We start from the raw sequence: 20,075 nt of genomic DNA, 5'->3' as shown, positions 1-20,075 counted from the left end.
TTGATTACTTCAATCGAACGATGGCTAAACCTTTCAAATGGACTTATAAGGGTAAGGTGCTGGCTATTTAATGGTCGGTCTATTTCCGCCACCCTGTACTAGGAGGTTTGTTTTCCTGCATTACTCTGAGCAGAAACCGTAAAGCCTCATTGACAGCATCTGCATTGGGAAACATTTCTGCAACATCAGGTTCTAGGCGAACAATCTCACCAAAACTCTTTCGTCGAGAACCTAACCGTCTGACCCGCAGACTCTTTAAATCATACTCTAACCGAAGCTCATCTTCTTCCATTTCTGGCTCATCCCTCTTCATAGGCTTGTCGCTCGGCTCGTGTTAGTTGTCTAGCACTAATGAGACGAATAGAATCGCCAATGGTGCGTTAAACTACCCTTCGGGTTCCGCGTCAGCGGTACGTTATAACGCACCCTACCCTATTTTATAATTATTTGCACCTACCTACTTAGCTGTTTTGTACTACATTTTTAAAATACGTAAGTAGGAACTTTATTTGCCTCTTTGTTGTTACTTCGACGCAGACCTTCTAAACGCAGACGTAAGTCGCTAATTGCTGTTTGAATTTCCACATTTTGCCAACGCTGTGCCCAAATTCCTTCTTCTTTTGAACATTGTTCAACTCGCTCAAATAACAGACCAAAGCTATATGGTTGTTTTAATTCTTGCACAAGCCATTGTGCTGGAACTCCTAAAGTATCTGCTAAAGGTGCTAATTGTATATGAGTTGGCATCTTTCCGTTAAGAACAGAAAACCAAATAACTCTTAATTGGTGACGCGCTGAATAACGAGTTTCAATTGCAGCTGCTGATTCAACCAACAATGGTTGCTTTTGTCGTCCCATTTGTGACCGCTTACTCAACAAATTTGCGAAACCAATGTCTGTGCGTCCAGTTTGTCTTGCCGAAGTGATGACCCATACTAGCGGACTATGACGAATACGTGCATTCACCCGGACTAAAGCCTGATATAGTGCAACATCTTCAGGAGTACGGACGGGGGGTAAACCTCCTGCCAGTGCATACATTTGTGCCGTCACCGCGAAACTTGCCCCGCAGTGTTGGTAGTGCCGAGGAAAAGTGTCATAAGGGTCAGGGTCGATGTAAGATTCTAATTCTGCAATCAAGTGGTGATAGCCTACCTCACGTAGATGACAAGCTCTGGTGTAGGGATCTAACGCAGCACGCTCAACCTGGTTTGTAATAATCCGTCCTCCCACCGCATCCGCACCGCAGTTAATTTCGTATAGCGTCGCAGCGATCCAAGTCTGGCTGACCTGCGAATCGCCATCGGTAGAAGCAATTACTCCCCGCTTGCGTCCTATACTTATCAAGCGGCGATACGCTTCATCCATCAAAATTTGTCGGACTCGACCAATATAAGCTTCAGTTGCAGGTAGAGTTTTTTCAATTATGTGCAATACTAAATCTGGATGCTGCTGTGCAAAATTATGGGCGATCGCTGCTGAATTATCACTACAATTATTCAGTAGCAAAATTATTTCATACCGTCTGAAATCTAAGCGCTGTCCTTGCAAATCTACCTGATGCGCCAAAGCCGAAAGCGTTGCTGGTAAAGTTTCGGCTTCATTGCGGGCTGGAACAATTACGGAAATTTCACATTGCGGTAAAGGCGTCTTTTCAACTAAAGCAGGAGTATCGCCGTAAAATTGTGTACTTGGATCAACAACCACATGCAAACGCTTATCCATGTACCCCATTTTTCCATCTCCAGCAAAACACACAGAGCGTATTCATTCAAAATTAAATTTTTTAATTTTTGTAAATTTATTTTGTAATCTTCATCATTTATTTTTAATCCATCTACAGCATGATTAGTATTGATTGAAACTCTATCAATAGGTGCAATAAGTAACCGACACCTTGAAAGGTGCGGAATCTCGCGCCTGTCGGCTAGGCGTATATTCTCATAAGTACAATTTTTGGGGAAATATATGTAATTAATTTGACTATATTTTTTTCTTTCTCAGAAATATTACTAATAATAATTCTTAAGAAAGAGGTGATTAATCTTATAAAAAGTAACAGTGTGATTAATAATTCTTAAGCAAGATAAGAGCAGACGATGCAAAAGCTTCAACGAGTTGTGAAAAACCTGCTCTTTAGTCAGCAGAAACGTGGAAAACCCAAGTCTAAAAGCTCCTCAGTAGCGGCACTAGATCGAGTAAACTTGTCTTTGGGAGATGTGCGAGATGTATTTGAGCCTTACCTAGCAATCTTTCTCACAGCCGATCGCCATTTCAATCCGGCACAAGTAGGTATTGCTATTTCAATCACCAGCATTACCGGAATTTTAGCACAAACGCCGCTGGGTGCTGTAGTTGATGCTTCCCGCGACAAAAGACGGCTGATAGCGATCGCGACTTTCGTTGGCTTGAGTTGGTTTTGGCTAGCAATGCCGGAAACTAAAAAATCATAATCGCAAGAGGAAAAAAAAAGACAAAATCTTGATGTTTTTTGTCTTTGTGGTGAGAACAACACATCAGCTAAAATACATAAACCTAACTCCTGCAAGAAGGGCGGGGAAACCCCGCCCCTACTCTTTTTAATTATGGGCAACACTTTTGGGCATTTATTTCGCATTACTACTTTTGGCGAGTCTCACGGCGGCGGTGTGGGAGTTATCATTGATGGTTGTCCACCACGGCTAGAAATATCTGCTGAAGAAATTCAAGTAGAGTTAGATAGAAGGCGTCCGGGACAAAGTAAGATTACAACGCCTCGCAAAGAAGAAGATAAGTGCGAAATTCTCTCAGGAGTGTTTGAGGGTAAAACTTTGGGAACACCAATATCAATTTTGGTGCGGAACAAAGACGCTCGTTCTCAAGATTACGACGAAATGCAACAAAAGTATCGCCCTTCTCATGCGGATGCGACGTATGATGCCAAATATGGCATTCGTAATTGGCAAGGTGGCGGTAGATCGTCGGCGCGTGAGACAATTGGCAGAGTAGCAGCAGGTGCGATCGCTAAAAAAATTCTTCGTCAAGTCGCTAATGTGGAAGTTATCGGTTACGTCAAGCGCATCAAAGATTTAGAAGGTGCGGTCGATGCAAATACCGTCACTTTAGAACAAGTTGAAAGCAACATCGTCCGCTGTCCCGATGCCGAATGTGCCGAACGAATGATTGAATTAATTGAGGCAATTGGTAGGCAAGGTGATTCTATCGGGGGTGTGGTAGAATGTGTAGCGCGAAATGTTCCCAAAGGTTTAGGCGTTCCAGTTTTTGATAAATTAGAAGCAGATATTGCCAAAGGTGTAATGTCTCTGCCAGCGAGTAAAGGTTTTGAAATCGGTTCGGGTTTCGCGGGGACGCTGTTAACTGGAATTGAACATAACGACGAATATTATATTGATGAAAACGGTGAAATTCGCACTGTAACTAATCGTTCAGGGGGAATTCAAGGCGGAATTTCCAACGGTGAGAATATCATTTTACGAGTAGCATTTAAGCCGACAGCTACGATTAGAAAAGAGCAGAAAACGGTGACTAATGAAGGTGAAGAAACCCTATTAGCCGCCAAAGGAAGACACGATCCTTGCGTTTTACCGCGTGCTGTGCCGATGGTAGAAGCGATGGTTGCTTTAGTATTGTGTGACCATTTGCTGAGGCAGCAAGGACAGTGTAAGGTGTTATAGGTAACACGCAGTTTTCTCAAGAAAGTTTCTCTGTTGTGGGGTGGTGATTTTGCCATCCCTGTTTTGTTTAAGTGTTGTTATAGTGGCGAATGACACAAATTAAGCAGTGTTATCGCTGGTTATATCAATATGGAAAAAGAGTCTGAAAATCGTTTAAAACACTTTGCTGCTCTCAAGTCCAAGTACCAAGCAATTAAATATGAAGATTCATTACCCTGTAGTATTCTGTATTTTATATTGCGAAAAGCTGACTTAGGAATTGAACTAACTGAATTAGAGTTTGATTGGTTGACAAAGCGGGAACTTTGTGAAACTTTAGAAGCTATTAGAAAAGAGCAGCAACATAAAATAAAAGAATTTTCCAATTTAGAATTTGAATTCTCTAAATTAAAGTCTAAGTACAAAGCGACAAAATATGATTTTTCTTGGCAATCTAGTCATCTGTATTTTATACTTTTGAAAATAGAGTCAGGAAATTCTCTAATTAACTCAGAAGTTAATTGGCTGCGATCGCATGGTTTATATGAGACTCAAGCGATCGCTAAGGAGGTAAAGCAATTTACTGCTCTTAAATTAAAGTACAAAGCTACTAAACATCAAAATTCATATCCTGATAGTCCATTGTATCAAATACTAAAAAAATTAGACGCAGTTCAACGTTTAAATGATTCAGAATACAAGTGGCTAACAAATTATGAACTTTTGGAAACTATCGAAATTTTTGACCAACAAGAGTCAGCAAGAGAAGTTGAGTTTTCCCAATTAAAAGCGAAGTACCAAGCGATTAAACAGCCAGATACATCATTATCCAGTCCACTATATCCAATCTTACAAAAACTGGATGCAGACAAAAAACTAATTAATTCCGAAATTTACTGGCTGGAACAGCACGGATTTACGGAAACGATTAGCATCGCTAATGAACTCGAACAAAAGCGAGAATTTACTGCTTTGAAAGCCAAGTACAAAGCAAGTAGATATGAGGATTCATCTTGTTCAAGTCATTTGTACAAAGTTCTCAAAAGACTTGATTCGGAAAATTATCTGAGTCAGCAGGATATTAATTTTCTCAAAAAGCGTAAATTGAGTGAAACGATGGCGATCGCTCACGAAAAATATGCTTCTACTTTGAGATTTAAGGTAGAATCAGGAGAATTGCTGAGTGAGGCAGAGATTGACTGGCTAAAACAGAATCAACGTGAAGATATCATTACTTTCGCCAAACAAAAGCACTTTACGACTCTCAAGAAAAAGTATGCACTTGTAGATCCTGGAAATGAATTACCGTTTGATCCATTTTACACAATAATGCTAAAACTGGAGAAAAAAGAGCGGCTAGATCCTCTATTGGTTGTTCAGCTTATAGAAGAGAATCTTTTATCTCGTGACGGAAAAATAGCGATTGCACATTACAAACTCGAAGCCGATTTTTATGAACAGGAATTTCAACGTACTGGACATAAATGGCACATTCCTACTGCTAGTAGTTATTGGCGAAAAGCAGATGAATCAGAACGTGCATTACAACTAACTAATCTAGACTTAAGCAGTATCCGCGAAAGTAATCTCAAGTCAGCTATTTTAGTAACTAGAGGTGCAGCCTTCAGAGATATTGGTGATTTAGTTCATGCAGAAACTTGTGCAAAACAAGCCATTGAATATCATCCTCAAAGTTATCAACCTTACACTTTACTGGGAGCGATTTACTATGATAAAGGTGAATATTCAACAGGAGATTATTGGTTTGCAGAAGCAGTGAAACGTGGCGCTAAAACTGAGGAAATAGATGACGAAATTAAGCGAGTACTCCGGAGTACAAAAGATGAGAATAAACGACAGTATGCAGTGAATTACTTACTAAAAAAAGATTCACAGCGATATGCTTGGGCTAAGTCTTATCTGAAGAAGCCAAAAAATCAGGCTTAAATCTCAAGTAAAATCACCAGCAGATTTCACTATTGTAAAATCTGCTGGAATGTCGAGTAGTGCGTTAGAGGGTTGCATAATCATGGATTTAACTACAATTATAGGATTAATCGCCGCGACATTAACAACATTTTCCTTTCTACCGCAAATGATAAAAACATGGCAAAGCAAATCAGCCAAAGATGTTTCATACATCATGCTAATTACTTTCAATATTGGTGTTTTTTTATGGGTAATTTATGGAATATCTCTACAATCATTGCCGGTTATTCTCGCTAATGGAGCAACTTTATTTTTTAACATCATCATTCTATCGCTTAAAATTAAATATAGATGAAAAAACTAGGGACTAGAGACTGGGGACTGGGGACTAGGAATATATAGCATTCATGACTTGCACCTTATCCTAATCCCTAATCCCTAGTCCCTAATCCCTAATCCCTAAAAAACAACTGTGACATCATCTGTATTCGCTGCTGAACGCCTTTTATTTACTCCTGCAACTCCCGACACCGACGCTATCCCGACAATTTTCGCTTTCCCCAATGAATACACCGTGGGAATCACCAGCTTAGGCTATCAAGTAGTATGGGCTACTTTGGCAATGCGTGATGATGTGCAAGTCAGTCGCTTGTTTACCGATACTCACGAACAACTTCAAAAGAAACCGGAATTACTCGGCTTTTCGATGTCATGGGAATTAGATTATGTGAATATTTTAAATCTGCTGGAATCTTTAGAAATTCCTATTAGGGCAGATATTCGTAATAATAATCATCCGATAGTTTTTGGTGGGGGTCCCGTCCTCACAGCTAACCCCGAACCTTTCGCCGATTTCTTTGATGTAATTTTACTCGGAGATGGCGAAGATTTATTAGGGAATTTCATTGAAGCTTACAAAGAAGTTAGAAACGCTTCTAGACAAATCCAATTAAAAGCACTTGCACAAGTACCGGGAATTTATGTTCCTAGTTTGTATGAGGTTGAATATCACAGTTTAGATGGTGCTATCAAATCAATTCAACCAATATCTTCAGAAATTCCGGCAATAGTGCAAAAGCAAACTTACCGGGGAAATGTTCTCTCAGCTTCAACTGTCGTCACCGAAAAAGCCGCTTGGGAAAATATTTACATGGTCGAAGTGGTGAGAAGTTGCCCGGAAATGTGTCGTTTTTGTTTAGCAAGTTATCTCACTTTACCTTTTAGAACTGCGAGTATCGAAAAATCTTTAATTCCCGCAATCGAAAGAGGTTTAGCTGTCACAAATCGGTTAGGATTATTAGGAGCTTCAGTAACTCAGCATCCCGAATTTGAAACGTTACTCGATTATATTAGTCAGCCAAAATATGACGATGTACGCTTGAGTATTGCCTCAGTGCGAACTAATACAGTAACGGTACAATTAGCGCAAACTTTAGCGAAACGAGACACGCGATCGCTTACCATTGCCATCGAAAGTGGTTCGGAAAAATTACGCGAAATCATTAACAAAAAGCTGCATAATGAGGAAATCATTCAAGCTGCGGTAAACGCCAAAGCTGGCGGCTTATCTAGCTTAAAACTTTACGGCATGGCAGGAATTCCCGGCGAACAATCAGAAGATTTAGAACAAACTGTAACAATGATGCGTGCCGTCAAAAAAGCTGCACCAGGATTGCGGTTAACACTAGGATGCAGCACCTTTGTACCCAAAGCACACACGCCATTTCAATGGTTTGGAGTAAATCGGCAAGTCGATAAGCGGTTGCAATTTTTACAAAAACAACTAAAACCGCAGGGAATAGATTTCCGCCCCGAAAGTTACAATTGGTCAATAATTCAAGCATTATTATCGAGAGGCGATCGCCGACTTTCCCAACTTTTGCAACTCACCCGCAACTTTGGCGATTCTTTAGGTAGTTACAAACGTGCTTTCAAACAACTCAAAAAACAAATTCCCGACTTAGATTTTTACGTTCACACCGACTGGTCAACCGAACAAATATTACCCTGGAGTCACTTGCAAGGACCTTTACCACAGTCTACACTGTTAAAGCACCTAGCTGATGCCACCAGTAAATTTAACTCATCGCCAAAAGAACTACAGCCATTAAACTTATAATTTTTAGGACTTACACAAAAACCCTCTGCAACTCTTATTTCTTTGTGTCCTTCGTGTCCTTCGCGGTTCGTTTTTTTCAATAATCTTTCAATGCAAACAACATCTGAATTTTACTGCGCCTATTGCGGCGAACCAAACGTCACCTTTGTAGACTTAAGCGCAGGTGGACAGCAATCTTATGTAGAAGATTGTCAAGTTTGCTGTCGTCCAAACATTCTATATCTGCGGGTAGATGAAGAAACTTTAGATATAGAAATTGATACAGAATACGAAGGTTGAAATTTAGGTTTTTCTGTCAATGCTTCACTTTAAACATTCTTCAGTAATTAATGCACCCGTAGAAGTTGTTTGGAAATTTCACGAAAGACCAGACATCTTACAACTTCTTACCCCACCTTGGCAACCAGTGCAAGTCATGCGTCGCGAGGGGGGACTTAATGTTGGTGCAATTACAGAATTTCGCTTTTCTTAGGATTATTACCTTTAACTTGGTTAGCGCGTCATAGCGAATGTGAAGAATATCGTCTATTTACCGACGAACAGATATCAGGACCCTTTGAATCTTGGGTGCATCGACATCAATTTGAACCGGAGAATGGCAAAACTAAATTAACTGATGCAATCGCCTTCTCAATGCCAGGTGGCGATTCTGTAGAATTTTTTAGCGGTTGGTTAATACAAGCACAACTAGAAGCTATGTTTCGCTACCGTCATTATGTAACTAAACGCGAGTGCGAGTCAAGCTAAGAAAATATACTTAACAGTAAAAACACAGAAAAATCACTTTCATTAAAGAATATATGAGCGCTCAGGATATCTACTTGTCCTGAGCCTCTTTTTTTACGATAATAAAAACACTTTTTCTACCGTTATCTTACTGAAATATAACGCCATTAACTAATTCGTGGCGACAGTAATCTTACAGATAAAAACTTGATAAACATGAAATTTTTACAAACAGGGTTTAAATGCAAAGGTACTTTAAAGTTAGCTTTGCTGAGTGCAACTACGTTATTTTTACTTACACCGTCAGTAAAAGCTGTTAACCCACAGCCACAAATTTGTCCATCGGCAAACTTGCTACCCAAGCGCAGTTTTGATACAGCGAAATATTCTGTTTATATTTGCCGAGGTGATAATAACAATGCGCTGGGATATTACGTGCGTATTTCTAAAACAGATAATAGTAAAATCACCGTACCTGTAACTAGCACAACTGGTGAAACTTATATTGCTAGCAAAGGAGAAATAGCATACGCTGTCACCCCCTATGAACTGCAAGTAATAAAAAATAGGCGTGTTGTTCTCAAAGAAAGAGTAAATAATGCGATCGCTGGTGACGGTCAACCTCTTGCTAAAGCTTGTCCCGAAGGTGAAAATATCTTTGGTGAAGCCGAAACCAAAAGCTTTATTGTTTATATTTGCGGCAGCAATCTTCCCACAAACTATATCGCTATAACTAGAAGTGGCAATCGTCGCATCGCAGTTCCACTCTCTAGCTATAATTCTAAAGGGGAACCGCAAGCGAATCAATATGTTGCAGTCAACGGTGATATCCGTTATGTTCTCACGCGAAAAGTGCTAAGAATTTCTGACAACGGTCAAACTGTAATCAAAGAAAAAGTCCTGCGCTGGAATTAAAACACACAGTTTATTTATCCTTATTTTTCAAAGCTTGTCGAGAAACCCACTGAAGTAAACCAGGAAACAACCGATAAATTGCTTGGGAAAAATTCGCAGAACCAACTACTACCTCAGACCGTTGATTTTTCACTGCATCCCAGATAGCATTTGCCACATCCTCCGGTTTCTCCACCACCGGAGTTTTCACCACAGTATTAAGTTGTTCGCGACGGTTTTTAGCGTCCTCTTCATCTTGACCGCGAAAAATTGCCCGATCTAACAAATTACTTTTAATTAGATTTGGGTAAATTCCACAAACATGAATACCTTTGGGCTTTAATTCTGCGTGTAATGCTTCTGTCAAACCTGTGACAGCAAACTTACTCGTGCAATAGGGGACTAAATAAGGAGTAGCTACTTTACCACCAATGGAACTTAGATTAATAATGCTTCCGCTTCTCCGTTCCAAGAAATGAGGCAAAAGGGTATTAATTGTATGGATATATCCCCATAAATTAGTATCTATAATTTGATACCAATCTTTGAGAGAAAACTGCTCAACTGGTCCGGATGCATAAATACCTGCATTGTTTACCAGTATGTCGATATTTCCATAATGTTCCAACGCTTTTTCTATTGCTGCGCTTACTTGTGATGGTTCTGTCACATCGCAAGAAATCGTTAGTGGTGCTGCATTAGTAACACTTTGGATTTCCTGTGCTGCGCTTTCCAGCGAGTCAGTGTGACGCGCTGTAAGTACAAGATTATAACCTTTGCGGGCAAACATCAGTGCAGTTGCTTTACCAATACCTTGGGAAGCACCTGTTATAAATACTGTAGAAGCCATGTTTTAAATAAAAACGCTATTTACTGTTTATAGTTTGGGCAATAATTTTCTAGAATCCTTCTGACTTGCGTTAGATATTTAATGACATTTTGCACTGACATTGCTGCTTTGATGTTAGAGATTTTCTTTGTATACGCAATTACTACTATTCTTTAAATAAAAATCCTCTATTTGATAGGTTAATCCAATGTTAATTAACCTTTTGCAATACAAGTTTTCCCCACAATGCCCAAAATTTCATCCTTTGGACTTGCTGAGACTTTGGAACCACAGATAGATAGCGTTATCTCTTTACCTGAATAAGATGAAATTGTAAATACATTATTTAGGAAACTTAACAATGGAACCTTCACCTACTAATGCAGCTAAAACTCCTGCCGGTGTCAGCAATCGTCAAGCGGTCGGACCATTCCCAACTGATGCGACCGAAACCTCTTACAATGGAAGCGATCGCAATGCCTTCGAGTTTGGCTTTACTCCTCAAGCCGAACTATGGAACGGACGCTTTGCAATGATTGGTTTTCTTGCCTACCTTCTTTGGGACTTGAACGGCTACAGCGTGGTACGCGACGTATTACACCTCGTTTCCTATGCCCGCTAAGGATGTTCTAAGTGTTTCTGTCAATTCTACTTGACAAGCTGACTGCACAACCTCGGACACTGAGAGGAAATGCAAACAGTCTTCCCCAGTGTCCTCACTTAATATCAGTCTACTTCCATATCGAAAAGTATATTTAGTATGGCTGGCTATGCAATAATAGTTAGCATAACTTAACATTTCTAAATATTTAGTTATTTGGCGATGTTCAACGCATAACACTAACTTCTCGGATTTTTCAACCTAGTGGTTAGTGTAATTTGCCATGACTATACTTTGTGAAATTTTCACCTGCTACGTGGAGAAAAAGCGTGATTTCATTACAACAACCGCCCAGTCGTCCGATAAAATTGACCAGAGAATCAAATACTGGAGTCTTGATTGCAATTGCCATTGTTGGATTATGGGCAATTAGTCTTGTAATGCTACTTTCACTAGACATTACCCAGTTTAACTTTTTCATGTTATTGCCGATCGTACTTTGGCAAACATTTCTTTATACTGGTTTATTTATTACTGCTCATGATGCCATGCATGGGGTAGTGTTTCCTCAAAATACTAAAATTAACCATTTTATCGGAACATTATGCCTTTCGCTTTATGGTCTTTTACCATATCAACAATTATTGAAAAAACATTGGTTACACCACCACAATCCTGCCAGTGAAATAGACCCCGATTTTCATAACGGTAAACAGAAAAATTTCTTTGCCTGGTACTTTCATTTTATGAAGGGTTACTGGAGTTGGACTCAAATTATTGCTTTAACGGCTATCTACAATATTGCCCATTACGTCTTCCATATACCGAAAGATAATTTAACTTACTTTTGGGTCATACCCTCGCTGCTAAGTTCATTACAGTTATTTTATTTTGGTACTTTCCTACCCCATAGTGAGCCAGAATCAGGTTATAGTGAACCTCATAAAGCTCAAACAATCTCCCGTCCAATTTGGTGGTCATTTATCACCTGCTATCATTTTGGCTACCATGAAGAACATCATGAATATCCTCACGTTTCTTGGTGGCAGTTACCAAAAATTTATCAAAAAAAGTTAGGAGTGAGGTAGAGACGTTCCAATGGAACGTCTGTACGGGAAAAGCAAAGTTAGGTAGAGACGTTCCAATGGAACGTCTGTACGGGAAAAGCGGAGTTAGGAATTATAAATATTTAACTCCTAATCCAATTCCCCATTTCCCATTCCCCATTCTTCAACTTGTAGTTTCTGCTAAAGACGGACGCAAGCAAAGATAAATTAACGGACCGATTAGCGGTAAAAGCGTCACTGTCCAAAAAATTTGCAGATTATTCCAACTTCGACGTGCCATATCATCACCGAGGACAGTTGGGAATAAAAGACAAAAAAGGCAGAATGCCAAACTCATACCATGAATAAAGCGATCGCTTAAAAACTGCTGCACAAAATCGTCCCAATCACCAAAGCCAAAACCATAGGCAAAGATGGCAATTGTACTTAAACTCAAAACAACACCAAAAAAGCGAGAATCTAACAGATTCAAAAAAGCATCTTTCTGCCCAGAAAATTCTTGATTAGAATTACGCAAAGCCAAATAAGGAATTAAACCTATTACACCTGAGGCAACTGATGCCAAAGCAAAAGGATAAAAAGGAATCGATTGCATCCTACCATCAATAAATAACAACCCGCTGTAAATTAATAGCCAGATACCAATCAAGGCAAATAAAGAGAGAATAATTGGATTTATTTCCGCAAAATTCAGAGTGAATATGTTTTTCAGCAGAGTTAAGGTTTGCTCTAAATGCAGCGGCGGAGATAGCAGTAAAATATAAGCTATAAATCCTGCCCAAAGTAACCAAAAAGCAATTTTTATATTCATCTTTATTCGTAGTAAGCACTTCAGTGCTTATTTAAGCACTAAAGTGCTTACTACGATTAAAATAATTTATTAATTCGCTATCGGTTGTTTAATAGATACTGCCTCTGCTTCTAATAAAGGTGGACGCACAGACAAATATATTAACGAACCGAACAGCGGTATGAAGCTGATTAACCAAAGTAACTGAGGATTTTTCACCTGACGACGTGCCAGATCGTCTCCTAACAATGCCGGAAATATTAAGCAAAGTACGCAGAAATCTAAACTCATTACATGAATGAAACGGCTAGTTTGCCACTGTTTAACAAAATTTCCCCAGTCTCCGGCTAGTAAGCCATAACCAACTAAAACAATTGTGCCTAAAGTTAGCGCAATACCTGTGAAACGTGAATCTAACAGCTTGATGAAAAAGTCTTTTTTGCCAGGAAACTGTTTATTTGATTCGCGTAAAGCTAAGTAAGGTAAAATCGCAAATGCGCCAACTGCGAAAGAGGGAATAGCAAATAACCAAGCGGGTATTTTTTGCCCTCTGCCATCAATAAATAAGACTGCACTATAAATCATGGGGAAAACGCCCATAATGTTGAATAGTGCTATTACTAAAGGGTTAATGCCTTGCCACTGTCCGGTAGAAAGGTTTTTAATTAACTCAAATGTATCCGGTTGATCGGGAGGGGCAAAGACAAAAGCATAAGTAATAAATCCCAGCCATAGCAGCCCAAAAGCGATTTTTCTCAACATGTTTAAAGTTGGTTAACTGAAGGCTTCTGAGAGGTAATCAGCAGCAGCAGATACGACAGCGATCGCACTTTCATAATCTAGCCGCGTTGGTCCCAAAACTCCCACGCTTCCTACGGGTATCGAACCTCGGCGATAAGTGGCAGAAATTAAGCTACAGGTGCGTATCGGTTCTAGCGGGTTTTCCGAGCCAATCCGAATCATTACCCGTGGTTTACCCACTTCATCCGCTTCTTTTTCCTCAAATATTAACCGCCACAGTTGGTCTTGTTCTTCCTCCAGCAGTTGGATAATCGTTTGCACTTGCTGTAGTTGAGAAAATTCTGGCTGACGCAAAACTTCTGCTACACCGCGAATCATAATTTGGGTTGTAGATGGTGTAACAGTGCGACGGGTTAATTCTGCTACCGAGTGTTTCAAAAATTCTCCGTAACGTTGGAACTCTCGATCTAACTGCGTCCAGTCGAGAGTCGCTAATTCTAACAAACTCCGTCCCCGCAACTGGCTATTTAAAAAGTTAGAAACAATCTGCAACTCGCGATCGATGACTTCTGGTTCAAGTTGTGTTTCTGCCGATGCTGCCGGCAAATCCATCAATGTGGAATGCGTCTCATAAGCATCCGTGACTACAATCAGCATTACCCGTCCCGCTTCAATTTGCATCATTTGCAAATGTCGCAACGTCGCTCTTTCAGTTTGCGGCATGGTAATCAAACTAATACAGCCACTTAAAGTTGCCAGTATTTGTGCCGCACCGTGCAGTAGAGCCTCTAAACTCCAATCTTCCCACTTCAGGCGCTTTTGCAGTACCGCTTCTACCTCTCGTGATAAACTTTCTGAAGGTGTAATCAGCTGGTCTACATAAGTACGATAGCCTGAGTCTGAAGGTATGCGTCCGGCAGAGGTGTGAGGTTGATAAAGCAACCCACCTTTTTCTAAAAAGCCCATGACGTTGCGAATTGTGGCTGAACTAACACCCAGGTCGTATTCTTCAACCAAAGCTTTAGAACCCACAGGCTCTGCGGTAGCGATATAATGACGTACCGTTGCCCAAAGTATATGCTGTTGTCGATTGGTCAGCTTGACTTGCATAGGGAATGTTTTACGAAGCCGAATTTTAATTAGATTTTGAAAAAATTAATAATTTTTAAATTAAAATAGCAAATTATTTACTTCTATTATAATTAGTAAAACTTAACTCCCAAATTTGCCTGTTCTGATTCGGTTTGGGCTATAACCGTATATTTACACAATTTTTTATTTATTTTTATTGTAATTTTTTACCAATATAAAAACATACGCAATCAATTTTTGATAAATCAGAAAAAATTAGTTTTTGCAAATATTGTTAAGCTTTTTTTACAAAACCATAAAGTTATTTAGCATGTATTAAGAATAGCAAAAGTCAACCGGAAAAGTAAGTCCAAAAGATAAAGAACAATTTGGCTATAACGTTCTTTTACCTAGTGACTAGCAGATGTTTGCGCTTTGCGATTAGCCTTCAGGCTTTAGCCTGAGGCTACACAAACAAAGCCTGCCTAGCCTAGCGGCTTCTGCGTACTTTGTTGGAGAAGCCGAAGGCTAGCAGTACGCAGGCTGAAAAGCCAGGTTTTTGGTAGTCCGCACCAAACGAAGCGGACTTTGTACGCATAACGCGGCACTCTTAGCTTGGTGTCGGGCAAAAGCGAAAACAATCCTTAATCTTAATAATGAGGAATCGAAGGGTTAACTAAGCTGGAATAGGCATCAATACCACCTGCAATATTTTTAACATTTGTAAAACCTTGAGCAACTAACCACTGACACATCTGAGCCGAGCGAATGCCGTGATGACATAATACAAGGGTTTCCGCGTGAGGATCGAAGCGAGTGGGAACTTGATCGCCCCATTCGGCAAATTGACTCAGGGGTAGATTGACAAAACCCTCAATGCTAGCGATCGCTACTTCTTGTGGTTCGCGTACATCCACTAGCTGAATATCTGGATCGCCTGAAGTCAGACGTTCTGCCAGTTCATCTACACTAATTTGAGTAATAGGTTGGGTATTCATAGATTAGGGCAATGGGCATTGGGCAATGGGCATTGGGGAGGCAGTGCGTTGGGCGGTGCCGACTTGAAGCACCTGCCGTCAATAGGCATTGGGGAGGCAGTGCGTTGGGCGGTGCCGACTTGAAGCACCTGCCGTCAATAGGCATTGGGCTTTTCCCTTTACCTTTTCCCCTCTTCCAATCTCCAATGCTCTATTCCCTATTATTTATTTTTAATAGATTTGTGCTGAGGTTTCAGTAATAAACTTAGTCTTAGTAAGTAAGTGGGTGAAATTAAACGTAAAATATTCTCCTCCTTCGTAGTGAGCGGTTTACCGCTCGTCGAGTCGGGATTTTAACGGCTCTTGCCGTTACTACGTTAAGAAACGTTTATTTATGCCATCTACTTATTAATACCGCATTTTCTCTCTTGAGAAGGCGGTTTCACATTATTGTTGTGTGTAAAAGCCGCTTGTGCGGTATGTGAAAGAAAATTATGAGGCAAAACTCATTGTTTGGTTTTCTAGCAGCGGGTGCGATCGCGCTGCTATTGATTGTTATCGCAGGCTTTTACTGGTTCTTTGGCAAAAGTCCAGTTAACTTGATTGGTGGTGGGACTGCTTCGGAACCAGGTGGCGCCATATTCGTGTCTAAAAGCGCACCAGTTATGGTGTCAATGCTGGTGAATCCAGACAAATTGCAGGCTAGTAATAGCGATCGCGAACTGTCAAAATTAAAAACAAGTTTATTAGCTAACACTGGCATCGATTACAAACAAGATGTTCAACCTTGGTTAGGCAACGAAATAACACTTGCTGTCACCAGCTTAGATATTGATCGCGATGCCGCAAACGGACGGCAACCAGGGTATCTAATGGCACTTGCAAGCAAGAAACCAGAAAATAGCCGCGAGTTTGTCGAGTTATTGTTTTCCAAGCGGGCTTTAGCTGGAGAAAACTTAGTTGTCGAAGACTACCAAGGTGTCAAGCTGATTTCTGACACTTCCCCATCAGAAAAAGGTTTGCTTGTAGGTGCATCTGTAGGCGATTTTGTTTTATTTGCCAACGATCCGAAAGTGCTGCGAGATGCAATTAATAACGTCCAAGCACCCGACCTCAATTTGACAAATTCTGCCCAATATCAAAAAGCGCTGAAACAACTGCCGAAAAATGCTTTAGCTGCGACTTTCCTTAATCTTCCTGCTGTAGCCGAATGGCAAAATTTAAAACTAGAGGAAGCAACTTATGACAGCCAAATAGTTTCCTTAGCGATAAACCCGAAAGGACTGCTGGCAGAAACCAGCTTACTAACATCATTGGCGACATCGCCGCCATCTTCACAACTTTCGCAACCTGTGGGAGCATTAAATTATATTCCGGAAACAGCGGGTTTAGCAATCTCCGGCGTTGATTTGAGCAATTTGGATAACAGCGATTTAGCTAAACTTTGGAAACAAGTAACAACGGCAATATCTGGTTCGCAGAAAGATGTTACATCCAGCTTGGCGCAACCTTTAGCGGATGTGCAAAAAGGCTGGGGTATCGATTTGCAAAAAGATATTTTCAGTTGGGTGAAAGGGGAATACGCTATAGCTTTGTTACCTCGCGAACAGCAAATTAATCCTGATTGGGTTTTTGTGGTGGAAAAATCCGAAGGTGTTCTTGAAGCGATTTCTCGATTGGATGCGATCGCTTCATCCCAAGGATTAAACGTTAACTCTCTCACCTTAGACAATCAAAAAGTTTTTGCTTGGACAAAGTTAACAACCGTGACGAATAACCTAGATAGCGGTTCTGAATCGATTAACCTCAAAGCAAAAGTGCAGGGGGTGCATACAAACTTAGGAAATTACGAAATTTTTACTTCCTCAATTGATGTAATCAATCAAGTCCTGAAAGTCAAAGATAATTCCTTAGTGAAAAATCGCAATTTCCAAGATAGTATCGCTGCGATTCCCCAACCAAATCAAGGCTATCTTTACCTTGATTGGGCAAAGAGTCACGAAATTGTCGAACGTCAAATACCGATTCTCAAGCTAGTGGAAGTAGTCGCTAAACCGTTTCTCGACAAAGTGCGATCGCTCATAGTTAGTAGTTACGGTAGCGACACCGGATTGCTCAAAGGTGGTGTCTTCTTCCAACTTCATCACTCGTGATGTAGACGGCACTGGGCATGGAGACAAGGAGACAAGGAGAACAATTCTTTCCCCCCTCTCCCCATCCCCCCACCTCCCCATCTCCCCCTCTCCCCACCTCCCCATCTCCCCATCCCAAGAACTCTGCTTAACAAAAACCTCTATTGTGGCACATATTAAAATGGCACACATAGAAAAATATACCTGTTTATTGTTTATAGAATAGGTATATAAAAAAACTATAAAGACCCTGTTGGAGGGCTAATATGAAATATTTTCGCCCCCGACTTCAGTTCCGAAGCGGCTTGATTTTAGGTGTGTTAAGTGCTATTACTGCTAGCCCTGTAATGGCAGATACGTCAAATTTTGGCAAGTTAAGTTTGGCACCAGGGTTTGCACCAGCACAGGCAACAGTAGAAGGGTATACTGGCGGTTCTTATTCATTGTCTGCGATTAGTAACCGCGATCGCGACAGAAATGCTTGTATTGGTTTTGCCGATCCGAAACCAGATCATGTGATGGTTTTGGAGAAAGACTTTTCCCAGTTGAATATACGAGTAAATAGTGGTGGTAAAGACACCACTTTACTCATCCAAGGACCAGACGACGAAAGTATTCGTTGCGGAGATGACACTGGTAAAAGAAAAGATGCCAGCATTCAAGGTAGTGACTGGAAAGCTGGAACTTATAAGATTTGGGTAGGTACATTTAATTCAAAAGACAAGGGCAACTACACCCTGACAGTGCAGCAACCATAAACTGGGTAATGGGTAATGGGTAATGGTGAGCCAGCGCGGTCTTGGGGAGCCACCTCCGTGCGCGGGTTCCCCGCGTTGAGGAGAGTGGCGTGGTCTCCCCCATGAGCGACTGGCGTGCATAGAGAAGGGGGGAATGGGGAATAGGAAAGAGGAAAAGCCCAATGCCCAATTCCCAATTCCCAATTCCCAATTCCCAATTCCCAATTCCCAATTACTAATGCCCTAAATAAGAGCGATCGCACTTGGAAGGATAAAATAGACAAGTAGCTCGTTTTGCCTTCCGAGGGTACTATAAAAGTGCTATCTACACTGCGTACAGACTTTCGCATCATTTTTGAACGTGATCCAGCCGCTCGTAACTGGTTGGAAGTATTATTTTGCTACCCAGGTTTGCAAGCTTTGCTATTCCATCGGCTGGCTCACCGACTGCATATAATCGCTATTCCCTTTTTTCCCCGGCTGATTTCCCACATTGCTAGGTTTTTGACTGGAATTGAAATCCACCCAGGCGCAACTATTGGCAAAGGTGTATTTATTGACCACGGTATGGGCGTGGTAATTGGTGAAACAACGATTATCGGCGACTATGCCCTTATTTATCAAGGTGTCACCCTTGGCGGTACTGGTAAACAAAGCGGCAAGCGCCATCCAAATTTAGGCGAAAATGTCGTTGTTGGTGCCGGCTCGAAGGTACTGGGTAATATTCAAATTGGTAACAACGTCCGCATTGGCGCAGGCTCAGTTGTTCTACGAGATGTCCCTTCTGATTGTACTGTGGTCGGCGTACCCGGTCGCATTATTTATCGTTCTGGAGTCAAAGTTTCTCCTTTAGAACATAACAATTTACCTGATTGTGAAGCCGAAGTAATTCGCGCCTTAGTTGACCGCATAGAGTCGTTAGAGCAACAAATACAACAACTTCAGCAGCAATCTTCTGCAAAAACTCCTGTTATGGTAGGTAACGTTGCCACTGTACGTGAAGAACCAGAAAATAAATTACGCTGCAACCTAAGAGATAAAGCTATTCAGCAGTTTCTCGATGGTGCGGGGATTTGAGGAAGATGGGGCATTGGGCAATGGGGAATGGGCATTGGGAATTAAAGAAGCGGCTGTAAGTGATGCGCGTTCTAATACGATTCTTTCCATGCCCGATGACGGCAGGTGCTTCAACGGAGGGAACCTCCCTTCGGGTGACGCTCCTGCGTCGCTAACGCTTCGCTAACGCCAGAGCCGGCACGAGGGAAACCAGGAGCGCAGCGCTGGTCTCACCGCAACGCACTGCCTCCCCGATGCCTAGGGTGTTGACTCTAAGGGTTTTAAGGTGGTAAATTTTCATGACCAGCCGATTAGCAAGATTGTTTCGCAATGGTCGAGACAATTGGAAAGACAGAGCTTTGGAAAAACAGAAAAAACTTAGAGCATTAGAAATAAAAGTGAGAGATTTATCAGCCTCACGAGACTATTGGAAAAGCACAGCAAAAATTGCTGACGAAAAGCTACTCAAACAGGTATGACTAGGAGCCTTATTTCCCGGTAATTTACCGATAATTCCGGCAATATCTTGTAGCTAAAGAGTGATTAAACCTCTAGCCACCCTCTCTAATAAATCTGATATCCCAGAGCAATTATGCAATGCAGCTTTCTCCTCCCACCATTGTTTAGAACTAGGTGTTAACGATGCATCTAGCTTTACTCACATCTTGCACCTGTACGAGTAAACCGCGAATAAGCAAAACTACAGCACAAAAATGTAACACTAGATAAATAACCAGTTTATGTAAGTTTTTG

The 20,075-nt window shown here is 41.0% G+C and carries 25 protein-coding genes and 1 pseudogene; 16 read left to right on the top strand and 10 right to left on the bottom strand.

Annotated elements, in window-relative coordinates:
• Positions 1-79 precede the first annotated feature (79 nt).
• Together AABK37_RS33315 and AABK37_RS33310 are read right to left on the bottom strand one after the other, a co-directional pair.
• Complete coding sequence (locus AABK37_RS33315; protein ID WP_432555755.1) at positions 80-313, bottom strand: hypothetical protein; 234 nt, start codon at positions 311-313, stop codon at positions 80-82.
• Between the two features lie 170 nt (positions 314-483).
• The gene (locus tag AABK37_RS33310) at positions 484-1,734 is read right to left on the bottom strand and encodes a glycosyltransferase (RefSeq protein WP_432555754.1); all 1,251 of its coding nucleotides are present in this window, start codon (positions 1,732-1,734) and stop codon (positions 484-486) included.
• 365 nt (positions 1,735-2,099) lie between these two features.
• On the opposite strand from AABK37_RS33310, the gene AABK37_RS33305 reads away from it, so the two are divergent.
• From AABK37_RS33305 to AABK37_RS33295, 3 genes are all read left to right on the top strand, one after another.
• The gene (locus AABK37_RS33305; protein ID WP_432555753.1) at positions 2,100-2,453 is read left to right on the top strand and encodes an MFS transporter; all 354 of its coding nucleotides are present in this window, start codon (positions 2,100-2,102) and stop codon (positions 2,451-2,453) included.
• Positions 2,454-2,585: 132 nt separating this feature from the next.
• Positions 2,586-3,674: a chorismate synthase gene (gene aroC / locus AABK37_RS33300; RefSeq protein WP_432555752.1), complete on the top strand. Its 1,089-nt coding sequence runs from the start codon at positions 2,586-2,588 to the stop codon at positions 3,672-3,674.
• Positions 3,675-3,803: 129 nt separating this feature from the next.
• Positions 3,804-5,600, top strand: coding sequence for a hypothetical protein (locus AABK37_RS33295; RefSeq protein ID WP_432555751.1), 1,797 nt, complete (start codon positions 3,804-3,806; stop codon positions 5,598-5,600).
• A 3-nt stretch (positions 5,601-5,603) separates the two neighbouring features.
• Here the strand turns inward: AABK37_RS33295 and AABK37_RS33290 are convergent, their stop codons facing one another.
• Entirely contained in the window at positions 5,604-5,798 is a 195-nt protein-coding gene (locus tag AABK37_RS33290) for a hypothetical protein (RefSeq protein WP_235018565.1), read from the bottom strand.
• Between AABK37_RS33290 and AABK37_RS33285 the strand changes: the two genes are divergently transcribed.
• The 5 genes and pseudogenes from AABK37_RS33285 to AABK37_RS33265 all read left to right on the top strand — a co-directional run bounded on the left by AABK37_RS33285 (position 5,710) and on the right by AABK37_RS33265 (position 9,342).
• Positions 5,710-5,937, top strand: a complete 228-nt coding sequence (locus tag AABK37_RS33285) for a SemiSWEET transporter (protein WP_432555756.1) — start codon at positions 5,710-5,712, stop codon at positions 5,935-5,937. The genes AABK37_RS33290 and AABK37_RS33285 overlap by 89 nt on opposite strands.
• 117 nt (positions 5,938-6,054) lie before the next feature.
• Entirely contained in the window at positions 6,055-7,701 is a 1,647-nt protein-coding gene (locus AABK37_RS33280) for a B12-binding domain-containing radical SAM protein (RefSeq protein ID WP_432555750.1), read from the top strand.
• Positions 7,702-7,791: 90 nt separating this feature from the next.
• The gene (locus tag AABK37_RS33275; protein ID WP_089125432.1) at positions 7,792-7,980 is read left to right on the top strand and encodes a CPXCG motif-containing cysteine-rich protein; all 189 of its coding nucleotides are present in this window, start codon (positions 7,792-7,794) and stop codon (positions 7,978-7,980) included.
• 19 nt (positions 7,981-7,999) lie between these two features.
• Positions 8,000-8,448, top strand: a pseudogene (locus AABK37_RS33270) (SRPBCC family protein).
• Positions 8,449-8,643: 195 nt separating this feature from the next.
• Positions 8,644-9,342: a hypothetical protein gene (locus AABK37_RS33265; RefSeq protein WP_432555749.1), complete on the top strand. Its 699-nt coding sequence runs from the start codon at positions 8,644-8,646 to the stop codon at positions 9,340-9,342.
• 10 nt (positions 9,343-9,352) lie between these two features.
• Here AABK37_RS33265 and AABK37_RS33260 read toward each other — a convergent pair whose 3' ends face one another.
• Entirely contained in the window at positions 9,353-10,171 is an 819-nt protein-coding gene (locus tag AABK37_RS33260) for an SDR family NAD(P)-dependent oxidoreductase (RefSeq protein WP_432555748.1), read from the bottom strand.
• Between the two features lie 340 nt (positions 10,172-10,511).
• Here AABK37_RS33260 and AABK37_RS33255 point away from each other — a divergent pair, with 340 nt between their 5' ends.
• Together AABK37_RS33255 and crtW are read left to right on the top strand one after the other, a co-directional pair.
• Positions 10,512-10,772, top strand: a complete 261-nt coding sequence (locus tag AABK37_RS33255; protein WP_432555747.1) for a chlorophyll a/b-binding protein — start codon at positions 10,512-10,514, stop codon at positions 10,770-10,772.
• Positions 10,773-11,080: 308 nt separating this feature from the next.
• Complete coding sequence (gene crtW / locus AABK37_RS33250) at positions 11,081-11,839, top strand: beta-carotene ketolase CrtW (RefSeq protein WP_432555746.1); 759 nt, start codon at positions 11,081-11,083, stop codon at positions 11,837-11,839.
• A 142-nt stretch (positions 11,840-11,981) separates the two neighbouring features.
• On the opposite strand, the gene AABK37_RS33245 is transcribed toward crtW, so the two are convergent.
• From AABK37_RS33245 to AABK37_RS33225, 5 genes are all read right to left on the bottom strand, one after another.
• Positions 11,982-12,629 carry a hypothetical protein gene (locus tag AABK37_RS33245; protein WP_432555745.1) on the bottom strand — a complete coding sequence of 216 codons (648 nt, stop codon included), beginning with the start codon at positions 12,627-12,629 and terminating at the stop codon, positions 11,982-11,984.
• Between the two features lie 69 nt (positions 12,630-12,698).
• Entirely contained in the window at positions 12,699-13,370 is a 672-nt protein-coding gene (locus tag AABK37_RS33240; RefSeq protein ID WP_432555744.1) for a DUF2834 domain-containing protein, read from the bottom strand.
• A gap of 12 nt (positions 13,371-13,382) precedes the next feature.
• Positions 13,383-14,459 (bottom strand): heat-inducible transcriptional repressor HrcA, encoded by a 1,077-nt coding sequence (hrcA, locus tag AABK37_RS33235; protein WP_432555743.1) that lies wholly within the window; start codon positions 14,457-14,459, stop codon positions 13,383-13,385.
• A 611-nt stretch (positions 14,460-15,070) separates the two neighbouring features.
• On the bottom strand, positions 15,071-15,418 hold the full coding sequence (locus AABK37_RS33230; protein ID WP_432555742.1) for a rhodanese-like domain-containing protein: 348 nt from the start codon (positions 15,416-15,418) through the stop codon (positions 15,071-15,073).
• Complete coding sequence (locus AABK37_RS33225; RefSeq protein ID WP_432555741.1) at positions 15,415-15,546, bottom strand: hypothetical protein; 132 nt, start codon at positions 15,544-15,546, stop codon at positions 15,415-15,417. The genes AABK37_RS33230 and AABK37_RS33225 overlap by 4 nt, the downstream gene beginning before the upstream one ends.
• 345 nt (positions 15,547-15,891) lie before the next feature.
• Between AABK37_RS33225 and AABK37_RS33220 the strand changes: the two genes are divergently transcribed.
• From AABK37_RS33220 to AABK37_RS33210, 3 genes are read left to right on the top strand one after another with little or no spacing between them, the layout of a single operon-like run.
• Positions 15,892-17,550: a DUF3352 domain-containing protein gene (locus AABK37_RS33220; RefSeq protein WP_432555740.1), complete on the top strand. Its 1,659-nt coding sequence runs from the start codon at positions 15,892-15,894 to the stop codon at positions 17,548-17,550.
• Complete coding sequence (locus AABK37_RS33215) at positions 17,522-17,755, top strand: hypothetical protein (RefSeq protein WP_432555739.1); 234 nt, start codon at positions 17,522-17,524, stop codon at positions 17,753-17,755. Before AABK37_RS33220 ends, AABK37_RS33215 begins: the two co-directional genes overlap by 29 nt.
• Positions 17,756-17,795: 40 nt before the next feature.
• Complete coding sequence (locus AABK37_RS33210) at positions 17,796-18,287, top strand: hypothetical protein (RefSeq protein ID WP_432555738.1); 492 nt, start codon at positions 17,796-17,798, stop codon at positions 18,285-18,287.
• Here AABK37_RS33210 and AABK37_RS33205 read toward each other — a convergent pair.
• Complete coding sequence (locus tag AABK37_RS33205) at positions 18,260-18,550, bottom strand: hypothetical protein (protein WP_432555737.1); 291 nt, start codon at positions 18,548-18,550, stop codon at positions 18,260-18,262. The genes AABK37_RS33210 and AABK37_RS33205 overlap by 28 nt on opposite strands.
• Positions 18,551-18,584: 34 nt before the next feature.
• On the opposite strand from AABK37_RS33205, the gene cysE reads away from it, so the two are divergent.
• The 3 genes from cysE (at position 18,585) to AABK37_RS33190 (ending at position 19,801) form a co-directional block, all read left to right on the top strand.
• A complete protein-coding gene (gene cysE / locus AABK37_RS33200; RefSeq protein ID WP_432555736.1) occupies positions 18,585-19,343 on the top strand; it encodes a serine O-acetyltransferase in 759 nt (252 codons plus the stop codon).
• A 13-nt stretch (positions 19,344-19,356) separates the two neighbouring features.
• Positions 19,357-19,509 carry a hypothetical protein gene (locus tag AABK37_RS33195; RefSeq protein WP_432555735.1) on the top strand — a complete coding sequence of 51 codons (153 nt, stop codon included), beginning with the start codon at positions 19,357-19,359 and terminating at the stop codon, positions 19,507-19,509.
• Positions 19,510-19,621: 112 nt separating this feature from the next.
• The gene (locus AABK37_RS33190) at positions 19,622-19,801 is read left to right on the top strand and encodes a hypothetical protein (protein ID WP_432555734.1); all 180 of its coding nucleotides are present in this window, start codon (positions 19,622-19,624) and stop codon (positions 19,799-19,801) included.
• Positions 19,802-20,075: the final 274 nt, after the last annotated feature.

The sequence above is a fragment of the Tolypothrix sp. VBCCA 56010 genome, from assembly GCF_050875635.1.
In the GTDB taxonomy this organism is placed as follows: Bacteria; Cyanobacteriota; Cyanobacteriia; order Cyanobacteriales; family Nostocaceae; genus Hassallia.
This window is presented reverse-complemented; position numbering and strand designations above follow the sequence as displayed.

Coding starts and splice junctions, on each gene's coding strand:
- AABK37_RS33315 (WP_432555755.1), bottom strand. CDS start 313: ATGAAGAGGGATGAGCCAGAAATGGAAGAAGATGAGCTTCGGTTAGAG.
- AABK37_RS33310 (WP_432555754.1), bottom strand. CDS start 1,734: ATGGGGTACATGGATAAGCGTTTGCATGTGGTTGTTGATCCAAGTACA.
- AABK37_RS33305 (WP_432555753.1), top strand. CDS start 2,100: ATGCAAAAGCTTCAACGAGTTGTGAAAAACCTGCTCTTTAGTCAGCAG.
- aroC (WP_432555752.1), top strand. CDS start 2,586: ATGGGCAACACTTTTGGGCATTTATTTCGCATTACTACTTTTGGCGAG.
- AABK37_RS33295 (WP_432555751.1), top strand. CDS start 3,804: ATGGAAAAAGAGTCTGAAAATCGTTTAAAACACTTTGCTGCTCTCAAG.
- AABK37_RS33290 (WP_235018565.1), bottom strand. CDS start 5,798: ATGATGTATGAAACATCTTTGGCTGATTTGCTTTGCCATGTTTTTATC.
- AABK37_RS33275 (WP_089125432.1), top strand. CDS start 7,792: ATGCAAACAACATCTGAATTTTACTGCGCCTATTGCGGCGAACCAAAC.
- AABK37_RS33265 (WP_432555749.1), top strand. CDS start 8,644: ATGAAATTTTTACAAACAGGGTTTAAATGCAAAGGTACTTTAAAGTTA.
- AABK37_RS33260 (WP_432555748.1), bottom strand. CDS start 10,171: ATGGCTTCTACAGTATTTATAACAGGTGCTTCCCAAGGTATTGGTAAA.
- AABK37_RS33255 (WP_432555747.1), top strand. CDS start 10,512: ATGGAACCTTCACCTACTAATGCAGCTAAAACTCCTGCCGGTGTCAGC.
- AABK37_RS33245 (WP_432555745.1), bottom strand. CDS start 12,629: ATGAATATAAAAATTGCTTTTTGGTTACTTTGGGCAGGATTTATAGCT.
- AABK37_RS33240 (WP_432555744.1), bottom strand. CDS start 13,370: ATGTTGAGAAAAATCGCTTTTGGGCTGCTATGGCTGGGATTTATTACT.
- hrcA (WP_432555743.1), bottom strand. CDS start 14,459: ATGCAAGTCAAGCTGACCAATCGACAACAGCATATACTTTGGGCAACG.
- AABK37_RS33230 (WP_432555742.1), bottom strand. CDS start 15,418: ATGAATACCCAACCTATTACTCAAATTAGTGTAGATGAACTGGCAGAA.
- AABK37_RS33220 (WP_432555740.1), top strand. CDS start 15,892: ATGAGGCAAAACTCATTGTTTGGTTTTCTAGCAGCGGGTGCGATCGCG.
- AABK37_RS33210 (WP_432555738.1), top strand. CDS start 17,796: ATGAAATATTTTCGCCCCCGACTTCAGTTCCGAAGCGGCTTGATTTTA.
- AABK37_RS33190 (WP_432555734.1), top strand. CDS start 19,622: ATGACCAGCCGATTAGCAAGATTGTTTCGCAATGGTCGAGACAATTGG.